The 18946-nt window shown below is 51.6% G+C and carries 15 protein-coding genes and 1 riboswitch; of the genes, 2 read left to right on the plus strand and 13 right to left on the minus strand.

From position 1 onward, the window contains the following. Nucleotides 1-84: 84 nt before the first annotated feature. Nucleotides 85-1605, minus strand: coding sequence for an MDR family MFS transporter (locus DFP94_RS10520; RefSeq protein ID WP_425459252.1), 1521 nt, complete (start codon nucleotides 1603-1605; stop codon nucleotides 85-87). 239 nt (nucleotides 1606-1844) lie between these two features. Between DFP94_RS10520 and DFP94_RS10525 the strand changes: the two genes are divergently transcribed. Then, nucleotides 1845-2930, plus strand: coding sequence for a M24 family metallopeptidase (locus tag DFP94_RS10525; RefSeq protein WP_114496446.1), 1086 nt, complete (start codon nucleotides 1845-1847; stop codon nucleotides 2928-2930). Between the two features lie 67 nt (nucleotides 2931-2997). On the opposite strand, the gene DFP94_RS10530 is transcribed toward DFP94_RS10525, so the two are convergent. Continuing rightward, entirely contained in the window at nucleotides 2998-3699 is a 702-nt protein-coding gene (locus DFP94_RS10530) for a queuosine precursor transporter (protein WP_114496447.1), read from the minus strand. A gap of 277 nt (nucleotides 3700-3976) precedes the next feature. On the opposite strand from DFP94_RS10530, the gene DFP94_RS10535 reads away from it, so the two are divergent. Continuing rightward, nucleotides 3977-5668: a methyl-accepting chemotaxis protein gene (locus DFP94_RS10535; RefSeq protein ID WP_114496448.1), complete on the plus strand. Its 1692-nt coding sequence runs from the start codon at nucleotides 3977-3979 to the stop codon at nucleotides 5666-5668. Nucleotides 5669-5766: 98 nt separating this feature from the next. Here the strand turns inward: DFP94_RS10535 and DFP94_RS10540 are convergent, their stop codons facing one another. From DFP94_RS10540 to DFP94_RS10590, 11 genes are all read right to left on the minus strand, one after another. Beyond that, nucleotides 5767-7368 carry a cobyric acid synthase gene (locus tag DFP94_RS10540; protein WP_114496449.1) on the minus strand — a complete coding sequence of 534 codons (1602 nt, stop codon included), beginning with the start codon at nucleotides 7366-7368 and terminating at the stop codon, nucleotides 5767-5769. A gap of 473 nt (nucleotides 7369-7841) precedes the next feature. Beyond that, the gene (gene cobS, locus DFP94_RS10545; protein WP_114496450.1) at nucleotides 7842-8651 is read right to left on the minus strand and encodes an adenosylcobinamide-GDP ribazoletransferase; all 810 of its coding nucleotides are present in this window, start codon (nucleotides 8649-8651) and stop codon (nucleotides 7842-7844) included. Then, nucleotides 8648-9364, minus strand: coding sequence for a bifunctional adenosylcobinamide kinase/adenosylcobinamide-phosphate guanylyltransferase (locus DFP94_RS10550; protein ID WP_114496451.1), 717 nt, complete (start codon nucleotides 9362-9364; stop codon nucleotides 8648-8650). Before DFP94_RS10550 ends, cobS begins: the two co-directional genes overlap by 4 nt. After that, entirely contained in the window at nucleotides 9361-10461 is a 1101-nt protein-coding gene (cobT, locus tag DFP94_RS10555) for a nicotinate-nucleotide--dimethylbenzimidazole phosphoribosyltransferase (RefSeq protein WP_114496452.1), read from the minus strand. The genes DFP94_RS10550 and cobT overlap by 4 nt, the downstream gene beginning before the upstream one ends. A gap of 96 nt (nucleotides 10462-10557) precedes the next feature. Further along, nucleotides 10558-11352: an ABC transporter ATP-binding protein gene (locus DFP94_RS10560; RefSeq protein ID WP_114496453.1), complete on the minus strand. Its 795-nt coding sequence runs from the start codon at nucleotides 11350-11352 to the stop codon at nucleotides 10558-10560. Next, nucleotides 11349-12395: a FecCD family ABC transporter permease gene (locus tag DFP94_RS10565; RefSeq protein ID WP_114496454.1), complete on the minus strand. Its 1047-nt coding sequence runs from the start codon at nucleotides 12393-12395 to the stop codon at nucleotides 11349-11351. Before DFP94_RS10565 ends, DFP94_RS10560 begins: the two co-directional genes overlap by 4 nt. Further along, complete coding sequence (locus DFP94_RS10570) at nucleotides 12392-13405, minus strand: ABC transporter substrate-binding protein (protein WP_114496455.1); 1014 nt, start codon at nucleotides 13403-13405, stop codon at nucleotides 12392-12394. Before DFP94_RS10570 ends, DFP94_RS10565 begins: the two co-directional genes overlap by 4 nt. Nucleotides 13406-13592: 187 nt before the next feature. Continuing rightward, nucleotides 13593-13796: riboswitch (cobalamin riboswitch) on the minus strand. 103 nt (nucleotides 13797-13899) lie between these two features. After that, nucleotides 13900-15489, minus strand: a complete 1590-nt coding sequence (locus tag DFP94_RS10575) for a methyl-accepting chemotaxis protein (RefSeq protein WP_114496456.1) — start codon at nucleotides 15487-15489, stop codon at nucleotides 13900-13902. A 164-nt stretch (nucleotides 15490-15653) separates the two neighbouring features. Beyond that, complete coding sequence (locus DFP94_RS10580; protein ID WP_245954703.1) at nucleotides 15654-16610, minus strand: TRM11 family SAM-dependent methyltransferase; 957 nt, start codon at nucleotides 16608-16610, stop codon at nucleotides 15654-15656. A 158-nt stretch (nucleotides 16611-16768) separates the two neighbouring features. After that, a complete protein-coding gene (locus DFP94_RS10585; protein WP_114496457.1) occupies nucleotides 16769-17530 on the minus strand; it encodes a TIGR03915 family putative DNA repair protein in 762 nt (253 codons plus the stop codon). Beyond that, the gene (locus DFP94_RS10590; RefSeq protein WP_114496458.1) at nucleotides 17518-18831 is read right to left on the minus strand and encodes a putative DNA modification/repair radical SAM protein; all 1314 of its coding nucleotides are present in this window, start codon (nucleotides 18829-18831) and stop codon (nucleotides 17518-17520) included. Before DFP94_RS10590 ends, DFP94_RS10585 begins: the two co-directional genes overlap by 13 nt. Between the last annotated feature and the right edge of the window lie 115 nt (nucleotides 18832-18946).

Below are 18946 nucleotides of genomic sequence, written 5' to 3' on the forward strand. Positions count from 1 at the left end.
TTCATAATAAGGATGCATATTTTCTTCCATCAGCAGGCCGAGAATACATTAACGGATCGATAAAGCGTGCATATTCCGCTTCCCCTATACGTGCTGTTTCTTGGCTTTGAGCTGCTTCGCCAACATGCGGTCATTAGGCATAGCTATCACGACCACAACGGTCAACACGGCCGGAATCAGTGCCCACATAAAGGTATGCGCGATCGATGAAGACATCGCATTCGTCAATTTATCCAAAATTTCAGGTGGAATCAATGCCCGCTTTTCCGGTGACAAAGCCTCGCGCGTATCGCCGAAAGCCTGGGCCCCCTGGTCCATACCTTGGAAAGCCTCGGCCATATTGTTAGCCATCAGATTTCTTTGTAAGATTCCGAAGATGGTAATTCCGAGCGTCATGCCAAGTGATCTCAGGAAGGAGTTTGTCGAGGTCGCCGCGCCGCGCTGATGCGCATCGAACGGATGTACCGCGGCCATGCCGAGAACGGAAAATGAAAATCCGACCCCAAATCCGGTAAGGATGCTATATAAGGTCAACAGCATCCGCGACGAATCGCCGTTCAATGTACTGAGCGCAAATATGCCGGATACGAAAAAGACAACGGATATTGCCATAATCGATCGATAGGAGAGTCTCGACGCCAACATGCCGCCCATCATGCTGCCCACGACGGAACTGATCATCATCGGCATCAATATGAGTCCGGAATTCGTGGCGCTTCCGCCGAATACCCCTTGTACATAGATCGGGATATACACCGTGGCCACGATAAAGACGCTTCCATAAAAAAAAGCCAACAAACTGCTTGTCGCGTAAAGCCGGTTCCGGAACATATCAAACGAAATAATCGGCTCTTTGGCTTTCGTTTCCGCCACCAAAAACACCAAAAACAAAACGGCAAAACCCGCAAACAAACCGAGAATCATCGCCGAATCCCAGGCGTATTTCTCCCCGCCAAGTTCCAGCGCGAACATCAGGCAAACGACGGCTCCGACAAGCGAAAAAGCCCCGCTCCAGTCAATCCGCTGTTTGGCACGGGACAGCGATTCCTTGTAAAAAAGAATGATCAGGATCAGCGATATGATACCGATCGGTACGTTGATGTAAAACACCCAGTTCCATCCGAGCGAATCGGTAATGTATGCTCCAAGCAAAGGACCGAATATGCTGGAGGTACCGAATACGGCCCCCATTAACCCCGTCATCTTTCCTCGTTTCTCCACTGGAAAAATATCATAAATAATCGTAAAGGCTATCGGCATCAGCGCTCCGCCGCCGATCCCCTGGATCGCCCGGAATATGCTGAGCTGCACAATGCTTCCCGCCATTCCGCACAGTACCGATCCGATCAAGAACATGATGATCCCGAACAGGAAAAACGTCTTGCGTCCGTACATATCGGACAATTTGCCGAAGATCGGCGTGCCGGCCATGACCGCCACCATATAAGCGGAGGTAACCCAAACGAATTGTTCCATCCCTCCAAGCTCGGATACGATCGTTCCCATCGCGGTCGTCACGATGGTATTATCCATCGCCGACATCAATATGGCGAGCATCAAGCCGATCAATATCAATTTGGTATTATCTTTTTTTTCAATGCTCATCATCCGGCCCCTTAGAATTATTCAAATTTGAATATCATTACACTATTTTAGTGGAAATAGAGAAAATGTAAACCCTTTTGAACAATAACTTTTCCGACTCCGTCCCCTATGTTAACGAGCAAAAAACACTTCATTGGAGGTCATACATCCCGGCTCGATTAAGGGGTTTCTTGAAGCCGGTTACTAGAAGGTGTACCCTATACTATAGAAACAAAAGTCAGGAAAGGAAGTAGTTCGCGATGAATGCACATTGGCCCGGATTGAAACAACAAATGGAGCAGCAAGGGATTCAGACCCTGCTGATAACCGATCCCAAACATGTATATTATTTGACCGGTTTTCTAAGCAACCCGCATGAACGGTTTCTGGGAATTCTTTTTCAGCCCGGCAGCGAACCGGTCCTGGTTGTCCCCGCGCTGGATGAAGAAGCTGCCCGTGCCGCAACCGGTAGTATGGAAATCATCACCCATCTGGATACGGATAACCCCTATCATTTACTGCAAAAAAGACTTCAAGGTTCAGTCGGCACGCTGGGCCTGGAGAAAGAAAATTTGACGATAGCACGGTTTGAACAATTACAGAAGGCATTAGGCTTCACTACGACCCATGATGTCGGCCCTTGGCTTCGGGATCTGCGGGTCCGCAAAACCGCCGACGAAGTCGAAAAAATGTCCCATGCCGTCCGGCTCATCGAACAGGTGCTGCAGGAATCGCTCAAACAAGTGAAAGAAGGCGTGTCCGAAAATGAGCTCGTAGCCGAAGTGGAATATCAAATCCGTAAACTCGGCGCGGACGGTCCTTCTTTCGATTCCATGGTCCTGTCCGGCGAAAAAACGGCATTGCCTCACGGCGTTCCGGGGGAGCGTAAGCTCCGCCGCGGCGACCTGCTGATGTTCGATATCGGCGTTTATGCATCCGGCTACGCTTCGGATATTACGCGAACCTTTGCCTTCGGCGAGCTCTCGGAGGAGCAAGTGCGGATCTATGAGACTGTGCTGGCCGCGAACGAAGCGGCGATTGCGGCCATTTCACCCGGCGTCACCTTCGCCTCCATCGACAAAGCCGCCCGAGACGTCATCGAGGCTGCAGGATATGGCCCTTACTTCATCCACCGCCTCGGTCACGGGCTTGGCATCGATGTTCATGAATTTCCTTCCGTTCACGGACAAAACGAATACCTGCTGAGCGAAGGAAATGTATTCACCGTGGAGCCAGGTATTTACGTACCTGGCGTTGGCGGGGTTCGGATCGAGGACGATTGCCTGGTTACTGAAAATGGCGTCCGGGTGTTGACCTCTTTTCCAAAGCAGCTCACCTATTTGTAAAATCTCGAAACGGACTGAAAATGCAAACAAACCTCCACATCGCCCAGGCGGGATGGAGGTTTGTCGTTTATGACGCCGCCTTTGCGGGCTCGTCTTCTTCATGACGGAAATTCCGGGCAATGTACAGGAACGGAGTTCCCACGGCGGTAAGGATGAATTTAAAAATATAAGTCGTAAACAGGATTTCAAGCCAAACTTGAAAGCTGTATTCGCCGATAAAGGCAATGGAGCAAAAGATGAGCGTATCCACGAACGAACTCACCATGGTACTGCCGTTGTTCCTGATCCAGAGCTGATTTCGCTTCGGATAATATTTGCGGATCCAGGAATACAGACGAACATCGAGAAATTGACTGATAAAATAAGCAGTCAGACTACCCAATGCCAACCTCGGCATCAAACCGAATATGGTTTCCAGCGAGCCCTGCGCTATATCGCTTTCCTGCGGCTGAAAAACAAGTACCATCTGCATCAGGACCGTAGTCATGATCAGGGTGAAAAAGCCGAACCATACCGCCTTTTTCGCTTCCTGGCGGCCAAACTTCTCATTCAGCAGGTCGCTGGTCAAATACAGGCTGACATACATCGTATTGCCTAGCGTCATGACAATGCCGAACATCTCCACCGTCTTGACGACTTGTATATTGGCGATGACCGTAGCCACCCCGATCCAGGCGTATAGGCCTTTTTTCCCGAACAGCTTATAACAGAGCAGGAAAAAGCAAAAATTGACGAGCATATAAAATATGCCCCAACCTATGTTAAACACACTAAACTCCTCCTAGTTTTGATTACGCGGGATGGTTACGAACCGCGGCCGAAAATAACAGCAAGTCCCAAGATACCACATCTCCGGCCAAGTTACTATCCCTTATTTCCATTCAGCATAATTTTGAAAATGAAAAAAATGAAAAACATCATTTTCAAAAGCCTTTTTTTTCTATAAAATAGCACTAATGAACACTGGTCAAAAAGAACCAGAAGCAAGCCATACTGCCTAGAGAGAAAAAGCATCTAGAAATCAGGAGAAAATGGGGAGGATTTCCATGTCCAAAAGAAAGCATTCCATTAACCGCAAATTCATGCTCACATTTGCCGTCGTCATCGTTCTTTCATCCGTCTTGTTTAGCTCCAGTTTCTTCATCGTCTCCATGGGAATCATCAACAAAAATGTTCTTCCTCAGTTCGACAAGGTGCTTCAGACCAGTTCTAAAGATATTTTTAAGAACCTGGATACGACCCAGGCCCTCCAACTGCTGACCGGGAAGGAAAATTCGAGGTTCGTTGTGGAATCCTATTTGTCGGACAAAGTGGAAGAGTATCAATTACATACAGCTTATCTTCTTGACTTGCAAGAAGATAAAGCCACTGTAATCGGCGTCAACAAAGGATCCAAAATGAAAGTAGGCGATCAGTTGGAAGTTCTGCCGCCAATGGAAGATGCCGAGTCCAAGGGCAAAGCCAGCATCAGCGAGCTGTACTCCGACCAATTCGGCTCCCATAAAACCGCATACATGGCGCTGCCGGGCAGTTCCGCCCTACTGGCCGTCGGTATGGATGCCACTTTCATTGAGCAAAAAAGAAGCGAAATCACCTGGATTTGCTTCGGTATTTTTGCCTTCGTCATCGCTGTCGGCATGGTGGTTGCCTTTATCAACAGCCGGAGAATCACGAATCCGCTCAAGAGACTGGCCGCCGTCACGGAAAAAATGGCGCAGGGCGATTTCCGCGAACAAATCGAAATCACCTCCAAAGATGAGATCGGCCAACTGGCCGATAGCTTCCGGACGATGACCGCCCAGCTCAAGGAGATGATCGGCAAAGTCCTGGAAACGTCGAATTCCGTTGTCAGCGGTTCCGACCGATTGCTTCATTCGTCGGAGACGTTTAAAGGCCTCACCGAACGATCCGGGGCGGCAACGCTCGAAATTGAAAAAGGCAGCTTCACCATCGCTTCCACCTCGGCGGAAAACGCCCGGGCCATGGAAGAAATTTCGCAAGGCGTACAGCATATCGCCACCTCTTCCGCGGAGGTAACGGAAAAGATCGGCCAAGCCTCGGAAGAATCCAATTCGGGGAATGAGTTGGCCAAAACGGCCGTGGAACAAATGAGACAGGTAGAGCAGGCGGCCATCAAATCGCGGGAATATATTTCCGTTTTGAACGACCGCTCCGAATCCATTGCCGCCGTCGTTAGCGTCATTATGGATATTACGAAACAGATCAATATTTTGGCGCTGAACGCGGCCATTGAGGCAGCCCGAGCAGGCGAGCACGGGAAGGGCTTTGCCGTAGTGGCCGAGGAAGTCCGCAAGTTGGCCGAACAATCAAGAACAGCAACCGATCAGATCAGTGAATACCTGCTCAGCATTCGCGAAGAGGCTATGAATTCCGTTAACGCCATGGAGCTTGTCAGCCAGGAAATCAAATCGGGAACTGACCGCGTCAACCAGGCGGGTATCGCTTTCGGGCAATTGACGGATTTAATCTATAACATCAATTTGACGATCCAATCGGTTTCCGCATCCACCGAGGAAGTATCCGCCGGTACCGAAGAAGTAACCGCATCGGTAGAGGAAGCCGCGAACATTACGGCAAAATCGCTCCAAAACATCGAAGAAATCGCCAAGTATTCCGGCCGGCAGATCGATGAAATGGAGGTGCACTCCAAAACGGTGGAGGCGCTGTACGAACAAGCCCGTTCCCTTCAGGAAGCGGTGGAGAAATTCAAAATTTAGGTTGCAGCAAAAAAGACGTATCCTTGGTTTCTCAAGGATACGTCTTTTGATTTGGAAGGCTTCTTTGGATTTTCTATCGAATAAACGTACTTTACTCGCTACTCATTAGTCATTATCCCGTAGATTCGCCCAATGTCCAAATGATGGCTTACATGGTCCGCCAACCGGTCAAACGCAGCTTCTTTTCTGGATGCCGCCGATAGTTCACCGGCAAGGGGAGGCAGACCTTTATCATGGCGTACGCTATTCAGCCAAGCCCTTCTCCAGGCATCATTTTGGAACAAGCCGTGCAAATAAGTGCCGAAAACCCGACCGTCCGGTGTGATACAGCCCTCATCCCGCTCCGCTCCCCTGTCCACAGTGATTCGGAAAACGGGAATCACCCGGTCGCCACCTCCGCTTGCCACCGTCCGGCCGGAATGGATTTCGTAGCCGCTAATCTCCAGGCTTTCTCCTTGAGAATAGCTTGTGAAGTATGAGGCGTTGGGGGCGGTGGTTCCGTTGACTCGCACCGTCGTTTTACCGGGAATAAAAGTCGTAGCCACCGGTAGCCAGCCGAGGCCTGCGGCCTGGCGAGGTGTCGCCGCTTCCACCGCATCGGGATCATGCAGTTCATTCCCCAGCATCTGATATCCGCCGCAAATACCTACAAGCCGGGTGTGACGCCGTTGTTCGATGATTTTGCGTATTCCCTCGTCGAGTCGTTGATTCCGCATAAATTCCAAATCACCGATCGTATCCTTGGAACCGGGAAGAATCACAATGTCCGGATCACCTAGTTGGGACAGCTTCTGCACATAACGCAGCGATACATCCGGTTCGGCGGACAAAATATCAAAATCGGTAAAATTTGAAATCCTCGGGTAGCGGATCACGGCAATATCGAGATCCTGCCCGGCGGATGACCGGACTTGATTTGGGAACGTATCCAGCACGACCGAGTCTTCGGCCTCAATTTCCAGATTGGGCATAAAAGGAAGTACGCCGAGGACCGGGATTCCCGTTCTCTGCTCCAGCCACTCCAAACCGGGCTGCAGCAAAGACAAATCGCCTCTGAATTTGTTGATTATAAATCCTTTCACCCTGGCCCGTTCGTCCGGTTCCAGCAGTTCCAGCGTCCCGACAAGAAACGCGAACACGCCGCCGCGATCAATGTCACCTACTAGAATAACGGGCGCATCCGCCCATCCAGCCAGATTCATATTGACGATATCGCGATGCTTCAAGTTGATTTCCGCCGGACTTCCGGCCCCCTCCATCACCACGATGTCGTATTCCTGCCGCAGCCGTCCCAGCGCATCCATAACCAGCGGCTTCGCAAACGGAAGGAAATTTTCCCGATAACTTACCGCGCTTAGATCACGGTACGGTTGCCCATGAACAACGATCTGCGAATGCATGTCCCCGGTAGGTTTGAGCAGGATCGGATTCATATCCGTAGTAGCCGCGATCCCGCAGGCATCCGCCTGGATGCCCTGCGCCCTACCGATCTCCTTGCCGTCCGGAGTCACATAGGAGTTCAAGGCCATATTTTGCGATTTAAACGGTGCGGTCCTGAACCCATCCCGGGTAAAAATGCGGCACAGCGCCGTGACAATTACGCTCTTCCCCACGTCAGACGCCGTCCCCTGGACCATCAATACATTGCCTCTGACTTCCGCTGTCGCATCAGCTATGGTCTCTAATTCCGATTCACTCATTCCGTCCGCCTCCATCCAATGAAAAAAAAGACCTTGCGATGGTCATACTGATCCAACGTTATAGCGTTACTTAATTCGCCATGTTCTCCTGCAGCTCGTCCATTTTATATAGCTTGTAGCTTGCACTGTCCGGGTTGTTTGGAATCCAAGTTCTAACGGACATAAGAGACCTTAAAGGTCCCGATTTCGTGAATTCCAACTTCTAACGGACACAGGAGACGTTATTTGACGAAATATCCACATAATCGGAGGCTTTACTTCATATTAAGGGCTCTGGTGTCCGTCAGGTTTCCAAATAGGCAAATTCACACCAAATAACGTCTCTCATGTCCATTAGAATAGAACGATGCCGGAGGAGTTCCGACTTACCAAAGACTGCAGGAGAGCTCGAAGTAATGTAACTGGAGTGACTTTGGTGCGATGAGACTCAAATAATCAAGTCACCGTGCGACGTTGGCGGCTTTAGTCCTCTCTCAGCGAAAGAAAATAACCGCGAGCAAAAGCAGCATAGCCTCGAGCCCTTCATTCAAAGCTCCGTATGTATCTCCAGTAAGCCCGCCGAGCCTTGAACTGATTTTGCCGGCGACCAGGGAACCTGCAAGTATGGCAAGTAATGGCGCAGCGACAAAATATCCTCCCCAGCGCAGCCAGGAGGTGGCATCCGCGCCGTCAAGAACCCCGGCGCTCCCCAGGCTTGCTACCGTTAGCATCAACGCAAAAACGGTGGCCAAGACCATATCTTTGGCGCCAAGACCGCGAAAGCGCACGGCCAGACCCTCGCCCTCGCGTGCGGTCGGCCACTTATACATAGCTCTTGTCATAAACCAGCGGCTCCAAGCCGGAGCCGTCAACATCGCGCCCGCCGACGCTGCACTTCCGAGCTCCAGCAGCGAGGAAATCAGCGATAATTTAAGCAAAAGCAGTAATACGCAGGCCAGTACTCCCATGGCCCCGACCCGGCTGTCCTTCATGATCTCCAGCATCCGCTCGCGGGAACGGTAGCTGAGCAAGGCATCGGCCGAATCCATCCAGCCGTCCAGGTGCAGGCCGCCGGTCAACCACACCCAAATAATGAGCGTTACGGCTGCCGCAGGCAAAGAAGGCAACACCCAGCCCGCCAGGGTCCCTCCTAACCAAACGGAGATACCGATCGCCGTTCCGACAATCGGATAGTATTTGGCACTTCGCCGCAAAAGCTCCGGTGAGAAATCCAGCTCGGCCTTCACGGGAAACCGGGACAAAAATTGAAAAGCGGCCAAGATCGGCCGTCCTTTTTGCTTCATAGCTTATACTCCCTGCTTTTTAGCTCTATGGCGATGCCCGCGGTTACAAGAAACACTTGATCCGAGATCGCAGCCATCCGCCGGTTTAGAATCCCGGCCCAGTCTCTATATTTCCGGCCAAGGGGATATTCGGGCACAATTCCGCTCCCGACCTCATTCGTCACCATAACCAGTGTGCCGGGATAGGCCTCTACGGCAGCAACAAGAGTATCCACTTCCAGCTGTACCTCCCGCTCTGTAACCATCCCGTCACCGGCGACGTCGGCAGCAAGCATTACGTTCGACAGCCATAGGGTCAAACAATCGACCAAAACAACCGTGGGCCATTGCTCTGGATGGAGCTCGGGCTTGGTTACGACTTCGGTCCGGAGAATGGTCTCGGGCTTGGACTTAGTCCCGGTATGAAACCGGGCCTGAGATCCGCCTCCGGTCCCGGTTCTAGCCTCAGCTTCGGCGGCATTTTCCGTCACAGGCCCTTCCCCTCTTTGCACTTCGCATAGCACATCCGCCACTTGGAGCGGCTCCTCCACGGTGAACCACCGGAAGCCGCTGTCTTCACGCTGAGCCCGGTGCAATTCTATGCGCCGAGTCATCTCTTCATCGAAGGCTTGGGCGGTTGCGATGTACAACCCGGAGTCCGCATGTTTCATGCACCATTTTTCGGCAAAGCCGCTCTTTCCGCTGCGGGCTCCTCCCGTAACCGTCACGATCATCCCTGCGCCTCCCCGGCAGTTTCAGAGCCCTCCTTACCCGTTTCTGCACCTGTGGAAACCCCTGCGCTCTCGAACGTAGCCATCTCCGACATAATCCGGCAAGCTGCGTCCACCAGGTGAAGTGCCAAAACGCCGCCCGTACCTTCGCCGAGCCGCATGTCCAGATGAAGCATGGGCTCAAGGCCAAGCGCTTTTAACAGATACACATGGCCTTGCTCCTGCGAAACATGAGAAGCGATCATATAATTCACCGACTCCGGTGCCAGCCGTTGAGCCGCAAGCGCCGCCGCTCCGGAGATGAACCCGTCCAGCACGACCGGGCAGCGATGGGCAGCAGCACCCAGGATAACCCCGGTTAATCCGGCAATCTCAAGGCCTCCAACCTTGGCGAGCACATCTACCGGATCAGACAGATCCGGACGGTTTAATTCCAATGCCCGTTCTACGACCAGGACTTTATGACGCATCCGTTCATCGTTGATTCCCGTTCCGCGGCCGACCGTTTCCAAAGTCGCGATCCCGGTAAACGTGCTCATGAGCGCCGCGCTGGCTGTCGTATTGCCGATACCCATTTCCCCGGTAACAAACAGGGAGATTCCTCTGCGGATTGCGTCCTCTACGACTTCAACGCCAGCCATAATGGCGGCTTCGGCTTCTTCCCGGCTCATGGCCGGCCCGGATATCATATTGTCCGTGCCGTAACGAACCTTCCGCGAGATGAGGCCCGGATGGTTAATCTCCGCATTGACCCCTACATCGACGCACATCACTTCCGCTCCCGCTTGGCGGGCAAGGACGTTCACGGCCGCGCCTCCGGAAAGAAAGTTAAGCACCATCTGAGGAGTAACTTCTGCGGGAAACGCGCTGATCCCCTCTTCGCAAACCCCATGATCGGCGGCCATGACGACCACCCCTCGGTGACGGAAGGACGGCTGCACCTTTCCCGTGATTCCTGCCAGTTTCACCGCTAAGGATTCCAGCTTGCCGAGACTTCCGGGCGGTTTGGTCAAACGGTCCAAATGCTCTGCCGCCGCTGCTGAAGCAGCCGGATCCAGGGCTTGTACCGATCCGGCGATATCCATTATGGAGCGACTCATCGGCTAACACCTCTCTTTTTTCGTCTATGGTTCCATTGATACTATTCTACCATTATTATCTTGAACGGAAAAAGAACAGCATCATTAATTACTAGCTTAATCAGCCTGCTTTCCCGTCGCCTTCTGCAACAGCAGTTGAGGAACACCGGTATCGGGATGAGCCACGCTGTGGGATTTCACTTCAAATACCGACTCAATCATTCCCGGAACCAGGATTTCGGACGGAGTTCCTTGAGCTGCCAAACTGCCTTCGTTCAAAACAAGCAGGCTATCACAGTAAAGCGAAGCCAGATTCAGATCGTGCATGACGGAGATGACGGTTAGTCCTTCCTCGTGTTGCCAGCCTGCAACAAGCTCCATGAACTGCATCTGATAACGGATATCAAGATAGGTTGTCGGTTCATCAAGCAAAACGACCTCAGGTTGCTGCGCCATTACCTTTCCAAGCGCGGCCCGCTGCCTCTGGCCTCCGCTGAGACTGCTAAGCGGACGTTCCGCCAGACCTCCAAGTTCCAGCCTATCCATAATATCCTGCATTAATCTTTCCGCGTGTCCGTCTTTTTCCCTTCCCCGCCAATCCTGAAAAGGGAACCGCCCCATCTCGATGACTTCCCGGACGGTAAAAGAAACAGGCGGAAGCCCGTCTTGCTGAAGTACCGCGAGCTTCCGGGACAACTCCTTCCGGTTATAAGAGGACAGCGGCCGACCAGCCAGCTTGATTTCCCCCCGGTCCGGCGACTCAATCCCGGAAATCAGACCAAGCAAAGTGCTTTTTCCGCTTCCGTTGGGTCCGATTACTCCCCAGAACTCTCCGGGCTGCACCTTCCAGTCGATATCTCTGAGCGCGTTCAGACGCCCGTATGATTTTGCGGCATTTTTCACCTCGATCATGATATCTCCCTCTCCCGCGCTTTTTTCTTTTTATATAACAAAAAAGCGAAAAACGGAGCGCCGACAAAAGCAGTGATTACCCCGAGCGGAATTTCCGTTGGCGCAAGCAACGAGCGGGCCGCTAAATCGCTCCACATTATGAAAATGCCGCCGCCCAGCGCGGAGAGCGGGATAATGAGCCGATAGTCGGGACCCGTAATAAGCCGAATCATATGAGGAATCACAAGGCCGACAAATCCGATCACGCCGGAAACCGATACGGCCGCGGCGGTCATCAGCGTGGCCACGAGCAAAATGACCAACTTCGTCGACTCCACATTTAACCCGGAATGAGCTGCCTGACGCTCCCCCAATGCCAACAGATTCAGGGAACGGGCACGGCTCCACAAGAACAATCCTCCTAACGCCAAATATGGAAGCAGGATGGCCGTATACGACCATCCTCGCAGACTCAGGCTCCCCATCGTCCAATACAATATTTCATTTACCGTTCTTTTCGACATCGCCGTCAGAAAGGAGACGACCGCGCCGAGAAAAGACTGCATGACCACACCCGATAATATCAAACTCTCGATCGGAATTTTTCCATTTTCCCTGGCCAGCCACATTACGAGCCAAAGCGTAGTCGCCCCGGTCAGAAAGGCGATCACCGGGAGGGTGAATATGCCGAGCAATGAAAATTGCCAGCCGAAAAAGATCAGCACGGCCGCGCCTACCGCCGAACCCGAGGAAACTCCCAAGGTGAAAGGATCTGCAAGCGGATTGCGGAGCACGCCTTGATATGCGGCGCCCGCTACAGAAAGCGAAGCTCCTACCAGCATGCCAAGCAGCACGCGCGGCAGGCGTACCTGCATCACGATTTGCTCGGAAGCCATACTCCAATCAGGCTCAATCCATCGCCCGAGACCCGGAATCCGATGCAGCAGAATCCCAACGATTTCACCTGCCGGCAAGTGAACGGAACCGAACCCGATACAGATCAGCAGCGTAAAAAGAAGCAACCCCAGGCCGATCGTCCCGTAACTTACCAGCTTTGACCTCATGGCTGAATCAAGTCCGGGTAAATTGCTTTAGCTACTTCAATTAACCCTTGGGTCACGCGCGGGCCCGGACGGCTCAATAAATTGTCATCCATTCCCACGATACGTTCTTCCTTCACAGCCGTAATTTGATCCCAGCCGCCGCGGCCTTTGATGATTTCGGCCAATGTATGGTTGTTCTCATCGATTACACTTTTCGCATACAAAATGACGTCCGGATTTGCTTTAATGATATTTTCTTCGTTAATCTCGCTCCAACCAGTAATGTCGGAAGCCACGTTTTCACCACCGGCAAGCGTGATCATTTCATCCATAAACTCGCCCTTGCCCACCGTCCAGCCGGGAGAAAACTCTATATACACTTTTTTCTTCTGATCGGCAGACAAAGATTTCACAGCTTCGGTTACTGTGTCCAACTCGGCTTGCATTTGTTCGGTTACTTCTTTTGCCTCATTCTGATGGTCGGTGATTTCGCCGACCGATTTAATATTCTCTATCACCCCGTCGATCGTTTTCGGATTGGAGCGATACACTTTCATCCCGAGATCGGTCAAACTTTTGACCGTATCTTCGCCGATCAGGCTTCCAGCCAGTACCAAATCAGGCTGCGCTGCGACTACAGCTTCAACATTCACCTGAAAACCGCCCATTTTCGGCTTCTCTTTAACCGCTTCAGGGTAATCGTCGTTATCGGAAACCCCAACGATTTGCTCATCCAAACCAAGGGCGAACAAACCTTCCGTCTCCGAAGGTGCCAGCGAGACGATTCGTTGCGGCGCGGAGTCGAACGTAAATTCTGTTCCGTAAGCATCTTTTACAGTAAGCGGATAAGTCGTATGAAGCTCATCCTGCTTCGTTGCGTTCGCACCGTTTGTTTGCTGCTGTTCCTGGGTCTGACCCGCATTGTTGCTATTGTCCGCTGTACTGTTAGTGCCATTCGCTCCGCATCCGGCGGTAACGAGCAGCAAAAGCGCCAGCAGCCAAATCCCCCAAACCTTTGTCCACTTCTTCATTAGTCCCTCTCCTTCGGGTTTCTTGTTTTAGAAACGCCTGAGCCAAAGCGAAGCCCTTATTACACAAGAAAACCCATCCTGAGCGGATGGGTTACGTCTACAAAATCATTTACGGAAACCTTCAATCGACTCATATAGGACCGGTTTCCGTCTTCATTAGCAGAACGTTATCCTTTCCTCGAAGGACCGTCTAAAACTCCCGTTGGCAGGTCTCCTGACTATCAGGACGCGACGAGAACTCGCCTTCCCATCATACTTTAACGTACGACAGTGGCAAACTGAGCTTCGTCCCTGTACACAGTGGCGGGACCGTGCCGGATTTTCACCGGCTTCCCTTTTAACCCGAAGCTTGCGGCAAGCAGACTCCAGGACCTACGGGCACTTTCTATTCGCTTGATTCTAGGCTTTCTTTCTCTATGGATTATAGGGGAAAAGCTTAAAACTTACAATATGCGACACGGGTCATCTGCCAGAATACCGTCATTCCGACTTTGTTAATCTACGGACAAATCAGCCCCCAATACCCCGATTACATCCCCTTCTTTTAAAATGGGCACGGACAAAGTGATGCAACGCCGCTTGGTGATCGCCGATACATAAACCTCCGATATGACCGTTTCCCCGCTCATAGCACTACGGAACCAATCGCGTCCCTTGGCATTGAGCAGCCCTGCTTCCGGGATCGATACGACGAAAGAACCGTCGGAACAGTTTGTCCATGCCGCTTCCAGTCCCGTCTCCAGTGCCAACAGTTGCTCCAGAACAGCCCGGTGCTCATGTTCCTGCATCAAAACGATTGTGCCGTTGTTCGCCGTTTCCTGAAGTTTTCTGGCGTAAGCCAGGCCTAATTCCCGTACTGCCGCCTTCTGTTCCTCCGTTTCCTCTCCCGAGGCCGAACTGTCCCGAACCGCCTCAAGCGAGGATAGCAGTTCCTCTTGCGCCTGATGCAAGCCGCCAGCAACGCTTTGCAGCTTGCCGATATGCCCCCTTTGGGACTCCATCCGGGACAATGCACCCTCCACATGGGAAATACTCTGATTGAGACTCGTATGAACTTCCTTCATCATGCTTTTCATATTTCGCGTCATTTCCGATTGTTCCCGGCTTCGCCGTCCGGTCTCGGCCACCAACCCGTTCACCTCGGCCACCTCTTCGGAAATGAACAGGATGTCCTTGCTCATCGATTTCAGCAAATCGATGCCTTCCATCGCCGATTCCTTTCCGTCCCTTAGCGTATCCTTAACCCGGCCCACCTCTTCCGTGATTTTCCGGAACATAGGGGCGGAGTTGCCGATCGCCTTGCTGCTTTGCTCGGCCAGTTGGCGCATTCTCATGGCCACTACGTCAAAACCTTTGCCTTGTTCCCCCAATCTGGCCGCCTCAATCGATGCATTCAGGGCAAGCAGCAATACTTCGCCGGATATTCCTTCAAGCTCTCGATACAAAGCTCCGAGTTGTCTTGTATTGCGCTCCAGGTCGTTCATCGGCCCGTTGATCGACTGCTGGGATTCCGCCAGCGAGCGGATCGTCCCGTCTGCCGCCACGAGCGCTTCCGTGATCCGCGAAGCTTCGGACAGCGTCTTCTCGCTGCGGTAATGCAATTGGTCCGCCGCCTCCTGAATTCGAAATGCGGACGTAGCAACTTCCTGCATGGCAGCCAAACTTTCCTGCACCTGTTCCAAAGAACGCTCGCTGCTGTGCTTTAGCTTCAGATCCTCCACGGAGGAAATATCGGACAATTGTTGGAGCTGCTCCATACTCTCGTTCACTTCCCCCACGGCAGCCTGCAGCCTGTCCGCCGCAACCAGAGATTCATTGGCCAGCACGATCCAATCGCTTTCGGAATGCCCTTTATCATCATGTTCCGGCGGAGCTGCCGAAGGAATCGAGGAGGAATCGTCTTGTCCTTCGCGCCGAAATTTCGGGAGACTCCATGAGAGCGTAGCAAAACATATAAAGGCTATCAGGGCCACGAAAGGCATATACCAGGATAACTTTTGCCATAAAGCCATGATAAACAATAAAATAGCCGCCCCCATACCCAGTACGGATGCATTTCTTTCGATCCCGCGGAGTTGATTCATTTGTCCCCACTCCCCTTATGTAAGTTTACCTTACATTATAGAATAGGACTTAGGACATAAAAAGAGTTTTTTCGGAAAATCCATACATTTTTCTTCACAATTGGCTGTCAATTCTCTAAATATAACATAACATGTCATATAAAATATGAATATACAGATGTTTCTTAACTATGACATACCCAAACATTACGGACAAAAGAACCCTTCACTACCTGACCGTAGTCCTTAATTCGAAAGCCGCAAGCCTGCAAATCGAACTCTAACTCTTCGCTCGACACCACCACAGCAGCGTCGCTGAACCGGCGCAGGCTCGATAGCATGGCCTTTTTTTCGTCCTGGGGTAACACCGAGCATAAATTGTAGGGCATATCGAGAATGGCGGCATCATAATGCCCGCTCACATGGTTCATATCTCCGATCGAAACAAGCCCCGGGTCATCATAACCGAAATGCGCCAAGTTCTCCCGGGCTCCCCGGATCGCCAGCGGATTCAAATCCCTGCCGACGATTTGGACTCCCATTGACAGTGCCTCAATCAGCACATTGCCCATCCCGCAGCACGGATCGATCGCGCTTATCCCCTTCGGATCGGGGATGCCGATATTTACGAGCGCCCGAGCCATCGCAACAGGCAGTCCGGTGGAGTAGTTTTTCGGCTTATGCTTATGCTGCTGCCATACCGGGTCTTCCTGACGGCAGATGCCTAACATCCATCCATCTTCATACGAAAGCAGCCCGAACGTAATGTCCGGCTGGCGCATTTCCGCCGTCCCCCTGATATATGAGCCAATCCGCCGCTCCAGTTGCCGTTGCTCCTCATAACTCCTTTTCAATCCGTTTTTTAAATACAACACTTTGAAAGTGTTTCCCTCCAGCTTTAATTCCGCTGCACGGGTGATGATCTCTTCCAGCGAATGACCGGTGAACAGGACGTCAATCCGCATGGAAATAAACGGGCTCCTGTTCGGCTCGATCTTCAAAGGACTCTCTATATAAGAAAATGATCCAGGTTCTTGTCCAAACAAAGCGCGAAGCTCCATCCGGCACAGTTCCCTATCATTTTCGTGACATGCGAAAAGATAGATAAACCGTTCACGGTTATGATTTAGATTCAATTGCACGTTACCTGGTTCCTCCCGAAAGATATTGGCACGATAGTTCCTTACTCCCATCCTGGATTTCGTATTCCATATCCATATCCACATTTTCAATTTCCACTATTCATTTTTCATTGTTCCATTGTATCAGACCTTGAACGTTTTACTTTCATAAAATCCTATCATTGCATCTCTGTAAGCTGTGCCCAGTATCTTTTGGGCATATGGGACATCTGCGCGCGCGGATTGATCCGCTCCCGGATCGCTACCGTGTTATAGAACTGCTTCCACAAACTGCGATAGGCTTTCTCTTGTTCGCTGACATCCGGCAAAACCAGTTCATCCACATTCACAATAGACACCTTATCGTCCTGCGCCGCATCCGGCCGATGTATCAGCGCCTGTCCGTGGGTTTTATCGTAAATCATGAAAGACTCCTGACTGTAACGGTCGCAAAAATGGCAGGCCAAAACAGGCAGCACTATATTTTTGGGCTCAATCACGGCAACCAGCGCGTCGCCGTATACCGAAAAACGCACAAATCCCATGAACGCATGACTCTCGGAATTCAAATGCCTGACCGCTTTATGAAGCTGATGAACGGTATTCTCCGTCAGCATGTTCATCACGGCGCCACCATGCTTAAACCCGAGTCGCAGAAAGCGGTAAATCAGCAGTTCTTTTTGAGGGGAGCATGTGAGAAAGCCCAACCGGACCAATTCCCGGGCTGCCGGCGATATTTTATTCCCGATCGCTTCATAAACCCGGGTAGCCTTCTGTGGATCGGTTTCAACGTAACGGTTACCGAAAAGCACATACTGCGGATCTGAGCCGGAAGTAATATCCATCAATTCCTCCTTGCGCTCATAGCTCTCGAACACACAGCTAAGCAATCCGTCAAAACTTCCATCATAGGCATAAACAGCATTGTTTACCCAAGACATGATATCAAGTCCTTTCCGGTGCCAATCCCCAACTCGTCATCCGAAAACAGCGATAACTGCTCCACCTGAGGCTGCGGCAGGAACATGCCCAGTTCTTTGGTTGACAATAACGATCTCAAGATTGTGCTTTCGTTCACTTTCAACCCCTCAAGACGTCTGCCGGAACAGGTGATAAAATATTGGGCGCGCTTCAACACGACACCCAGCTTCTTAAGCCCGGGAAAGTCCAGCCTGAATGCCCGCCTGGCCTTCACGATCCTCTTCGCACTGGTGACCCCGATCCCCGGCACCCGCAGCAGCGTTTCATAAGGCGCCGTACTGATCTCTACCGGAAAACGGTCGATATGATTCATCGCCCAATTGCATTTGGGGTCCATGAACGGATTGAAATTCGGAGCGCGCTCGTCCAGCAGTTCCTTCGCTTCAAAACCGTAAAACCGCAGCAACCAGTCTGCCTGATACAACCTGTGCTCTCGCAGCAGCGGCGGCTTGCTGTCCAAGGAAGGCAACAAGGAGTGTTCCATCACCGGGGTATAAGCAGAATAATACACTCTCTTCAGCTTGTATTTGTGATACAACGCCTCCGTCAAGGTCAATATCTTTAAATCGCTGTCCGGAGTCGCACCTATGATCATCTGGGTGCTTTGGCCGGCAGGGACGAATTTGGGGGCATGGCGGTATTTGACAAGGTCCGTAACGTTCTCCTGAATGCCCTGCCGGATGAGCGACATCGGCTTCAAAATCGCCTCCTTGGTCTTATCCGGGGCTAGCTGACTTAGACTAGCCTGTGAAGGCAGCTCAATATTGACGCTCATCCGGTCGGCCAGCAGACCGAGCCGGGAAATCAAAGCCGGATCTGCTCCGGGTATACCTTTGACATGAATATATCCGCCAAACTTGTACTCATTACGTAGCAGTTCCAGCACACGAATCAACTGCTCGGTCGTGTAATCCGGATTCCGCATAATTCCCGAACTCAAGAATAATCCCTCTATGTAATTGCGCCGATAAAAGTTCATCGTAAGGTTCGCCAGCTCCTCCGGTGTGAACATAGCCCGCCGCGTGTCGTTGGAACGCCGGTTTACGCAATATTTGCAATCGTATATACAACTGTTGCTCATCAACACCTTCAACAGCGAGATACAGCGTCCGTCTGCGGCAAAACTATGGCAAATACCCGAGCTGACCGCACTCCCGGCCGCCCCCGCTTGGCCGCTCTTGCGTTCCACACCGCTGGATGAACAAGATACATCATATTTGGCCGAATCCGTCAAAATCGTCAGCTTATCATACACATCCATACGCCGATCACCCCTTTTGACATCTATTATAATACGAACATTTGTTCCTGTAAATAACAAGAACAATCCCTCTTATGTTTAATAAGAGGGGCTGTTGTATATGGGTCAAGGCGAT

It is taken from the genome of Fontibacillus phaseoli, from assembly GCF_003337355.1.
Lineage (GTDB): Bacteria > Bacillota > Bacilli > Paenibacillales > Paenibacillaceae > Fontibacillus > Fontibacillus phaseoli.

What these genes read in the sequence shown, in the direction of transcription:
- DFP94_RS10520 (WP_425459252.1), bottom strand. Translation starts at nt 1,605, where the DNA reads ATGAGCATTGAAAAAAAAGATAATACCAAATTGATATTGATCGGCTTG.
- DFP94_RS10525 (WP_114496446.1), top strand. Translation starts at nt 1,845, where the DNA reads ATGAATGCACATTGGCCCGGATTGAAACAACAAATGGAGCAGCAAGGG.
- DFP94_RS10535 (WP_114496448.1), top strand. Translation starts at nt 3,977, where the DNA reads ATGTCCAAAAGAAAGCATTCCATTAACCGCAAATTCATGCTCACATTT.
- DFP94_RS10540 (WP_114496449.1), bottom strand. Translation starts at nt 7,368, where the DNA reads ATGAGTGAATCGGAATTAGAGACCATAGCTGATGCGACAGCGGAAGTC.
- cobS (WP_114496450.1), bottom strand. Translation starts at nt 8,651, where the DNA reads ATGAAGCAAAAAGGACGGCCGATCTTGGCCGCTTTTCAATTTTTGTCC.
- DFP94_RS10550 (WP_114496451.1), bottom strand. Translation starts at nt 9,364, where the DNA reads ATGATCGTGACGGTTACGGGAGGAGCCCGCAGCGGAAAGAGCGGCTTT.
- cobT (WP_114496452.1), bottom strand. Translation starts at nt 10,461, where the DNA reads ATGAGTCGCTCCATAATGGATATCGCCGGATCGGTACAAGCCCTGGAT.
- DFP94_RS10560 (WP_114496453.1), bottom strand. Translation starts at nt 11,352, where the DNA reads ATGATCGAGGTGAAAAATGCCGCAAAATCATACGGGCGTCTGAACGCG.
- DFP94_RS10565 (WP_114496454.1), bottom strand. Translation starts at nt 12,395, where the DNA reads ATGAGGTCAAAGCTGGTAAGTTACGGGACGATCGGCCTGGGGTTGCTT.
- DFP94_RS10570 (WP_114496455.1), bottom strand. Translation starts at nt 13,405, where the DNA reads ATGAAGAAGTGGACAAAGGTTTGGGGGATTTGGCTGCTGGCGCTTTTG.
- DFP94_RS10575 (WP_114496456.1), bottom strand. Translation starts at nt 15,489, where the DNA reads ATGAATCAACTCCGCGGGATCGAAAGAAATGCATCCGTACTGGGTATG.
- DFP94_RS10585 (WP_114496457.1), bottom strand. Translation starts at nt 17,530, where the DNA reads ATGTCTTGGGTAAACAATGCTGTTTATGCCTATGATGGAAGTTTTGAC.
- DFP94_RS10590 (WP_114496458.1), bottom strand. Translation starts at nt 18,831, where the DNA reads ATGGATGTGTATGATAAGCTGACGATTTTGACGGATTCGGCCAAATAT.